The sequence below is a fragment of the Tunturiibacter empetritectus genome, from assembly GCF_014201375.1.
GTDB classification, from domain to species: Bacteria; Acidobacteriota; Terriglobia; order Terriglobales; family Acidobacteriaceae; genus Edaphobacter; species Edaphobacter lichenicola_D.
In genome coordinates this window covers 86106-95172 of record NZ_JACHDZ010000009.1, presented here as the reverse complement: position 1 = coordinate 95172, position 9067 = coordinate 86106, and the positions used below count along the sequence as shown (strand labels likewise).

Here is a 9067-nt window from a genome sequence, read left to right as displayed (position 1 = left end):
GCCGTCACCGGATCCGCCTCCATCACCTCCACCGACACCCCCACCTCCCAGGCCGGAACCACCTACCCCATCACCGCCACCCTGGGCACCCTGGCGGCCAAGAACTACACCTTCGCCTTCGCCCCCGGAACCCTCACCATCACCCAGGCCACCACCTCCAGCTACACCATCACCTGGAAGAGCCAGTCCGCGGTCTACGGCACCGCCCTCGGCTCCCCCACCCTCACCGCCTCCAGCTCCATCGCCGGCAGCTTCGCCTATAGCCCCTCCGGCGTCCTCCAGGTCGGACCCGCCGTCGCGGTCGTCGCCACCTTCACCCCCACCGACACCACCGACTACCCCACCCAGACCGCCACCGCCAACATCACCATCACCCCCGCCGTCCTGACCGTCACCGCCAGCAACGCCACCCGCGCCTACGGCACCCCTGACCCCACCTTCACCGACGCCATCTCCGGCCTGGTCAACGGCGACACCCTGGCCTCGGCCGTCACCGGCTCCGCCAGCATCACCGCCACCGACACCCCCACCTCCCAGGCCGGAACCACCTACCCCATCACCGCTACCCTGGGCACCCTCGCCGCCAAGAACTACACCTTCGCCTTCGCCCCCGGAACCCTCACCATCACCCAGGCCACCACCTCCAGCTACACCATCACCTGGAAGAGCCAGTCCGCGGTCTACGGCACCGCCCTCGGCTCCCCCACCCTCACCGCCTCCAGCTCCATCGCCGGCTCCTTCTCCTACAGCCCCTCCGGTGTCCTCCAGGTCGGCCCCGCCGTCGCGGTCATCGCCACCTTCACCCCCACCGACACCACCGACTACCCCAGCCAGTCCGCCACCGCCAACATCACCATCACCCCGGCCGTCCTCACCGTCACCGCCAGCAACGCCACCCGCGCCTACGGAAGCGCCAACCCGACGTTTACCGGAACCATTACCGGCGCGGTCAACGGCGACACCTTTACCGAGAGCTTCTCGACAACCGCCACAACTAGCTCTCCCGCGGGAACCTACCCCATCGTTCCTGCTCCAATTGGTACAGCACTGTCGAACTACACCGTCAACGTCACCGATGGAACCTTAACTATCGGCAAAGTGACCCTGACCGTCACAGCCGCGAACGCAACCCGAGCTTACGGCGCCGCGAACCCAACCTTCTCTGCATCCGCAACCGGCGCACAGAACAGCGACACCTTCACCTTCACTGAGACCACCACCGCCACACCCTCTTCGCCAACTGGAACCTACTCGATTGTCCCCGTCGCCAGCGGAGCCAATCTCTCCGACTACAACGTGGTCTACGTCAATGGAACCCTCACCATCACACAGGCCACCCTCACCGTCACCGCAGCCGACGCCAGTCGCGCCTTCGGTGCCGCAAACCCGACGTTCTCCGCATCCGCAGCCGGCGCAGCCAGCGGCGACACCTTCACCTTCACCGAAAGCACTCCCGCCACAAGCTCATCCCCAGTCGGGACCTATCCGATCATCCCTGTCGCAACAGGAACGAACATTGCGAACTACAACGTCGTCTACGTCAACGGAACCCTTTCCATCGGCCAGGCAACACTGACCGTCACCGCTGCAAACGCAACCCGAGCCTACGGCGCCCCCAACCCAACCTTCTCCGCATCCGCCGTCGGCGCACAGAACGGCGACAGCTTCACCTTCTCCGAGAGCACCGCCGCAACTACGACTTCGCCCATCGGAAACTATCCCATCATCCCCACTGCATCCGGCGCGAATCTTTCGAACTATACCGTCACCTACGTCAACGGAACCCTTACCATCGGCCAGGCCACACTCACCGTCACCGCCGCGAACGCAACGCGCGCCTACGGCGCCGCGAACCCAACCTTCTCCGCTTCTGCAACCGGTGCACAGAACGGCGACAGCTTCACCTTCTCCGAGAGCACCTCCGCAACTACGACTTCCCCCATCGGAAACTACCCCATCGTCCCCACTGCATCCGGTGCGAATCTTGCGAACTACAATGTCACCTATGTCAACGGAACCCTCACCGTCGGCCAGGCAACCCTGACCGTCACCGCCGCAGATGCCAACCGGACTTACGGAACACCAAATCCAACTTTCTCCGCTTCCGCAACCGGTGCACAGAACGGCGACACCTTCACCTTCACCGAGAGCACCTCTGCAACCCCCGCTTCTCCCGCAGGCACGTACCCGATCATTCCTGTCGCAACAGGAGCCAACCTCGGCAACTACACCGTGGTCTACGACAACGGGACCCTCACCATCACTAAGGCAACCCTGACCGTCACCGCAGCAGACGCCAACCGTACTTACGGAACGCCAAATCCAACCTTCTCTGCTTCCGCAACCGGCGCACAGAACGGCGACAGCTTCACCTACACCGAAACCACCCCAGCCACCACCGCATCGCCCATAGGCACTTATCCAATCGTTCCAACGGCCGCCGGGGCAAACCTCAGCAACTACACCGTCGTATACAACAACGGAACTCTCACCATCGGCAAGGCGACCTTGACCGTCACTGCAGCTGACGCCAACCGTACTTACGGAATCCCCAACCCAACCTTCTCCGCATCCGCCACCGGCGCACAAAACGGCGATAGCTTCACCTACACCGAAACCACCACAGCCACTACCGCATCGCCCATAGGCACTTATCCAATTGTTCCAACGGCCGCCGGGGCAAACCTCAACAACTACACCGTCGTATACGACAACGGAACTCTCACCATCGGCAAGGCGACCCTCACCGTCACCGCAGCTGACGCCAACCGTACCTACGGAACGCCCAACCCAACCTTCTCCGCATCCGCCACCGGAGCGCAGAACGGTGACACTTTCACCTTCACCGAGAGCACCCCGGCAACCATAGCGTCTGCCCCTGGCACCTACGCCATCACCCCCGTAGCCACAGGCGCCAACATCGCCGACTACAACGTGACCTACGTCAACGGAACTCTCACCATCGGCAAGGCAACCCTGACCGTCACCGCTGCAGACGCCAACCGTACTTACGGTGCAGCGAATCCAGCCTTCTCCGCATCCGCAACCGGCGCGCAGAACGGCGATACCTTCACCTTCACTGAGAGCACTTCGGCCACCGCAACCTCTCCTGTTGGTACTTATCCAATCGTTCCCACCGCAACAGGCGCCAACATCGCCGACTACAACGTCGTCTACGCCAACGGAACACTCACCGTCACTCAAGTTACTCTCACGGTCACAGCCGCGAACGCCAGCAGAACATACGGCGCTACTAACCCAGCCTTCTCCGCTTCTGCGTCTGGTGCAGTCAACGGCGACACCTTCACCTTCACCGAGAGCACTTCGGCCACCGCAACCTCGCCTGTAGGAACTTACGCTATCGTTCCACTGGCCTCTGGCACCAACCTCAGCGACTACAACGTCGTCTATGACAACGGCACTCTCACCATCACCCAGGCCACCCTCACCGTCACCGCTGCCGATGCGAACCGCACTTATGGCGCTCCGAACCCCATGTTCTCCGCATCCGCAACTGGCGCGCAGAACGGTGACATCTTCACCTTCAGCGAAACAACGACTGCAACTGCAGCGTCCCCCGTTGGCACCTATCCGATCGTACCGCTGGCCTCTGGTACCAACCTCAGCGATTACAACGTCGTCTACACCAACGGAACCCTGACCATAGGCAAGGCGACCCTGACCGTCACCGCCGCTGACGCCAACCGCACCTACGGATCTCCTAATCCCACCTTCACCGCCTCGGCCACCGGAGTCGAAAACAACGACACCTTCACCTACACCGAAACCACCACCGCCACTCCCGCGTCACCCATAGGCGCTTACCCCATCGTTCCTACGGCCGCCGGGTCAAACCTCAGCAACTACACCGTCGTATACAACAACGGAACCCTCACCATCGGCCAGGCAACCCTGACCGTCACCGCCGGAAGCACCAGCCGCATCTACGGCTCTGCAAACCCCGTCCTCTCGGCAACATCCACCGGCGCGGTCAACGGCGACACCTTCGTCTTCACCGAGTCCACCTCCGCCACCCCAACCTCGCCGGTCGGCGCCTATCCAATCGTGCCTGTCGCTACGGGGACAAACCTCAGCGACTACAACGTGATCTATACCCCCGGAGTCCTTACCGTCACCCAGGCTACCCTCACAGTCACAGCCGCAAACGCTAGCCGCGAGTATGGCATCGCCAATCCGGACTTCACAGCCACCACCGCAGGCGCAGTCAACGGCGATACCTTCACCGTCACCGAAAGCACCCCCGCCACAATTAGTTCACAAATCGGAACTTACCCGATCATCCCCGTAGCCACCGGCACCAATCTCAGCGACTACAACGTTGTCTACTCCAACGGAACCCTCACCATCGGCCAAGCCACACTCATCGTCACAGCCAACAGCTTCACCAAGCTCTACGGCACTCCCAACCCCGTCTTCACCGGCACCATCACTGGCGCCCTCGACGGCGATACCTTCACTGAAATCTTCTCCAACTCCGCAAGCACGCTCTCTCAACCAGGACAGTACCCCATCATTCCTGCCGCTACCGGAACCAACGTCACCGATTACCTCCAGACCGTGCAGAACGGTGTGATGACGATCACCAAAGCACCCGCCATCACAACGCTCAGCCTCAGCACAACCAGCACCGTTTTCGCTCTGCCCGTAACCTTCACCGCCAATGTCGCCTCCACAACCTCTGGAACACCGACTGGAACCGTCACCTTCTTTGATAACGGCACCCAGGTCAACACGGCTACCCTCAGCAGCAGTGATGTTGCTACCTTCTCCACGACGTCCCTCTCCGTAGGCGTCCATACCATCACAGCCGTCTATAGCGGAGACACCGACTTCAGCTCAAGCACTGCCTCCGCCGCATCGGGCGCGAACACGATCAACGTCGCGCCTCTCGACTTCACCATCGTCCTCACCAGCGCCCAGACCGTCGAAGGCATCTACGGCAGCACCCGCCTGTACACCTTCCATGTCTCCCCCACCGGCGGATACTACCCCGGCGTCATCAACCTCTCCGCCAGCCCCACCGGCCCCATCCTCGCCACCTACACCTTCTCGCCGTCGACCATCGCCCAGTACGCCGGCCCAACCGACATCACCCTCACCGTCGCAACCCGCAAACTCGCCTCACTCGAGTCGCCGCAGGATCGCTCGCGCCGGCTCTCCCACATCGCGCTCGGCCTCTTCCTCCTCCCGCTCCTCGGTCTGCGCTACTCCCGTCGTTCCAGCCGCAAGCTCACCCGCCTCATCATCCACTCGCTGCTCATCCTGTCCTCTCTCGGAGCCATCGGAACCCTCACCGGCTGCGGATCAGGTTACTTCGACCGCACCTACCCGATAGTTGTAACCGCCAACAGCAATGGAATACAGCACACTGTAAGCGTGGACTACCACATCGACCAGTCCCCACAGTAAAAATCGCAAGCTTCAAGAGAGATTCTCAGCATGAGCAACAGATCAACATCAAAAAAAATCGCAAAGCTGGCAAACAATCTCCTCCCGGGAATCAAGATCTCTGCCCTGCTTTGCCTCATCAGCTTCGCCGCCACACGCCTCGACGCCCAGGCACTCCCAACAGCGACCAGCGCCGGAGTTCTCCAGGCTGGCGGCGAGTTCAACTACGCCAACTCCGACTACGTTCCGCAAAAGATCAAAGGCGGAGGCGCCTACGTTAACTTCGACTTCAAATATCACTGGGGAATCGAAGCCGAGTTCCACCAGATCAACGACTCCGACCCCACCACGCAAATCTACGAACGCACCTACGAGATTGGCCCTCGCTACGTCCTCCACTTTGGCCGAATAGAACCCTTCGCCAAAGTCATGTACGGCCGCGGCGTCTTCCGTTATCCGGAGGTCCCGAGCCTCACCCCCGGTGGCCCCCCGCAAGGCAACGCCGCCATCCTCGCCTACAATATCGGCGCCGCAGGCATCGGAGTCGACTACCGCCTCACCCGTTCGATCAACGTTAGAGCCGAATATGAGTTTCAACGATGGTTTGGCTTCCCCATCAACGGGATTAGCCCGCAGGTCCTGGGAATCGGCGCCGCCTACCGCTTCCACTAAAGCGCTCCTCACCAGTTCTGATCCCGACCAACGGGAGGACAACCGAACCCACCCCACCCGGAAAAGGTATACAAGTCACGAAGTGACCGCCCGAATCGGGGTCCCCACGAACAGGTCTTCGTTCGTCGGGTGGCAAGCGAAGTGGGCCCGTCCGGCAGGACATCTCGCAAAAGAATCAAACTACCTCCCGCCGATCTCCAGCACCCCGCCTTCAGCCCTCTCCGACAACACAACCGTAAGTGAGTGCGCCACCCCATCGAACCGAGAGTCCGCAATCACCTGGCCGCCATAAGTGATCTTCCCCGGCGCGCCATTCCAACCGAAGATCGTCACCTCCACCCCGTTCCACCACGGTTGAAAGCTTCCCTCCCGCGCTCCAACGTGAAGACGCAAGCCATCATGAGTCGATTCGCAGCTATACTCCACGCGCAGAAAATCCTTCTCCTTATACGCGAAGCTGATCCCGTCATCCTGATACAGTGAGCCCGCGCATCCCTCTCCCGGATAGACCTTCAGCGTCAGCGGCCCATTCGGCTTCTCCTGCGTACTCTCGACCAGCGGCGCAAACGGCAGTATCGAACCCGCCCGCACAAACACCGGCAGCACATCCACCTGCGGCGTAATCTTCACCGACTGAAGCGCACCCACTCCAAGCGCCGCGCCCGTACTCACCGCAACCGCCTCACGAGCACTCCCCGCAACCTTAGCCCCCGTCCAATAGTCATACCAACCGACCGGCGGAAAAGTCACCGCATAACTATCCGGCGCCTCCGGATAAGGAGCAGGCGCAATCAACAGATCCGGTCCCAGCATGAACTGATTCGCAGCATCAAGATCAAGCGGATGCTTGTCAGCGGTCGCATCAGGAAACTCCAGAAACAACGGCCGCATCATGGGCACGCCCGTGCGCGAGTTCTCCTCGGCCAGCGTATAGAGATACGGCATCAACCGATACCGATCCTCGATGTACTTGCGCCGAACCGCCTCTACCTCAGCTCCACCTACCCACGGCTCCTGATCGGCCGTGAACTTCTCCGTGTGGTCGCGATAGATTGGGTTGAACTCTCCCACCTCAATCCACTTCGTCAGCAGATCCTGCGTTGACGAACCCGCATACCCTCCAATGTCATCACCCGCCATCGAAAACCCACTCAGTCCAAGGTTCAGAAGCATCGGCGTACTCATGCGAAGGTGGTTCCAGCTACTCGAGTTGTCACCCGTCCACGTCGACGCATACCGCTGGCCCCCGGCATAGGTAGCCCGCGTCAACACAAAAGGCCGCTGATTCGGCTTCAACCGAAGCAAGCCTTCGTAGGTCGCACGCGAGTTCTCCATGCCATACACATTGTGAATCTCCGCATGACGCGCCGTCCTCGACACAAAACCCGGTTCGTCGATCCGATGCACCACATCCAGCGGCATCGTCTTCGATGGCGTCTCAAACACCGAAGGCTCATTCATGTCGTTCCAGAAACCGCCAACACCCTCGTCATAGAACTCCTTATAAAGAGTCCCCCACCACGCCCGCGAATCCTTCCTGGTGAAATCAGGAAACACCGCCGGCCCCGGCCACACCTTGCCCACAAACACCGACCCATCCGGATTCTTCACAAAGTGATCATCCGCCGCACCCGAATCGTAAGGCGCATACCCCTGATTCGCGCGATCCGCAATATGCAAATCCGTAATCAGCACCAGGTTGAAGTGCTTCTCCTTCAACTCCTGAATAAATTGCGGAAACTTCGGAAACGCCTGCTGGTTCACCGTAAACGGAGCATTCCGATCCTGAAAGTCGATGTCCAGATAAAGCGCATCGCAGGGAATCCGATCGGCGCGCATACGATCTGCTACCTCGCGCGCCCGCGCCTCTGTCATATACGAGTAGCGCGACTGCTGAAAGCCCAGCGACCACTCCGGAGGCAGCGGCGTAAAGCCAGTCAACCACGCATACCCCTCCACCGCCTGCTTCGGCTTCGGACCATAGATGAAGTAGTAGTCAACCGGCCCGCCGTCGGCCCCAAACGAGTAAGCCTCCGCGTCTTCCTTCCCGAAATCAAAGCTCGTCCGCCACGTATTGTCCAGAAACAACCCATACGACCTCCCCGCATTATCCGCAATAAAAAACGGAATCGCTTTATACAGAGGATCGCTGCTCTCCTGAAAACGATACTGATCCGTGTTCCACATCTGGTACGCGCCGCCTCTGCGGTCAAGCGGCCCCGTCTTATCTCCCAGGCCAAAGTAGTGCTCCTCGGGCGGCATCCTCTTATAAATCCTGAAGTGATCGCCATGAAACTCGACCGGTCGCGCATCCTCGAGCAGAACGCCTCCGTGGGTGTCGCTGATCGTTACCGCAAGCGTGGCGCGGTCAACCGACACCTGCAATGCCTTCGTACTAAAACCTGCCTTGCCTCCCTCCGCGCGATAGGCCGTCGCAACCGAGCTGGTTCGCGACCCCGGAAGCACAGCCCACGACGCATCCTCCGGCATCTTCCCCGTCTTCGAAACTCGAATCCGCAGAACATCCTCACGCAGCGCGGTGATCTGCACCCTTGCCTCGCCATCCCTCAGCTCTAAACCATTCGGCAGCGCCGCCGCACTCGTCGCACGAGTCAGCGAAATCACACCGCCCTTCTCGGCCGCTCCACTCTGTGCCGACAGATCAGGAACACTCATCACGCAGCAGCCCAAAACCAACAGGACAGCAACCCGTCCAAAACGCAATCCATTCATTGTTCCGTCAACCTCATTCACGGGTTAGAGCAGCAGCAATCTGACTCAAAAAAAACACCCAAGTCATAAACCAACATTATGCACCTCCGCCCCCGATAGGCTCCGCCCCCAATCTCCCTGCGCTCCCTTAACCAAACTCCGACAGAAACAAAACAAGGCCCACACTCTGTCATTTCCATGGCTGCCTTTCGCGGGGCTGCCGCTGAATTAAGAGGGCCGCGCCGGTCGGCCATTCAAAGATACCGTCTCTGAC

The 9067-nt window shown here is 60.5% G+C and carries 3 protein-coding genes; 2 read left to right on the top strand and 1 reads right to left on the bottom strand.

The genetic code is table 11. The annotated features are described in order from the left end of the window. Positions 1–5430, top strand: a 5430-nt coding sequence (locus HDF10_RS19860; protein ID WP_183816576.1) for a beta strand repeat-containing protein, incomplete at its 5' end; no start/stop codon positions are given. 30 nt (positions 5431–5460) lie between these two features. After that, complete coding sequence (locus HDF10_RS19855) at positions 5461–6081, top strand: outer membrane beta-barrel protein (protein ID WP_183816574.1); 621 nt, start codon at positions 5461–5463, stop codon at positions 6079–6081. Positions 6082–6261: 180 nt separating this feature from the next. Here the strand turns inward: HDF10_RS19855 and HDF10_RS19850 are convergent, their stop codons facing one another. Then, the gene (locus HDF10_RS19850) at positions 6262–8814 is read right to left on the bottom strand and encodes a glycoside hydrolase family 31 protein (RefSeq protein WP_260178037.1); all 2553 of its coding nucleotides are present in this window, start codon (positions 8812–8814) and stop codon (positions 6262–6264) included. Between the last annotated feature and the right edge of the window lie 253 nt (positions 8815–9067).

What these genes read in the sequence shown, in the direction of transcription:
- HDF10_RS19855 (WP_183816574.1), top strand. Translation starts at nt 5,461, where the DNA reads ATGAGCAACAGATCAACATCAAAAAAAATCGCAAAGCTGGCAAACAAT.
- HDF10_RS19850 (WP_260178037.1), bottom strand. Translation starts at nt 8,814, where the DNA reads ATGAATGGATTGCGTTTTGGACGGGTTGCTGTCCTGTTGGTTTTGGGC.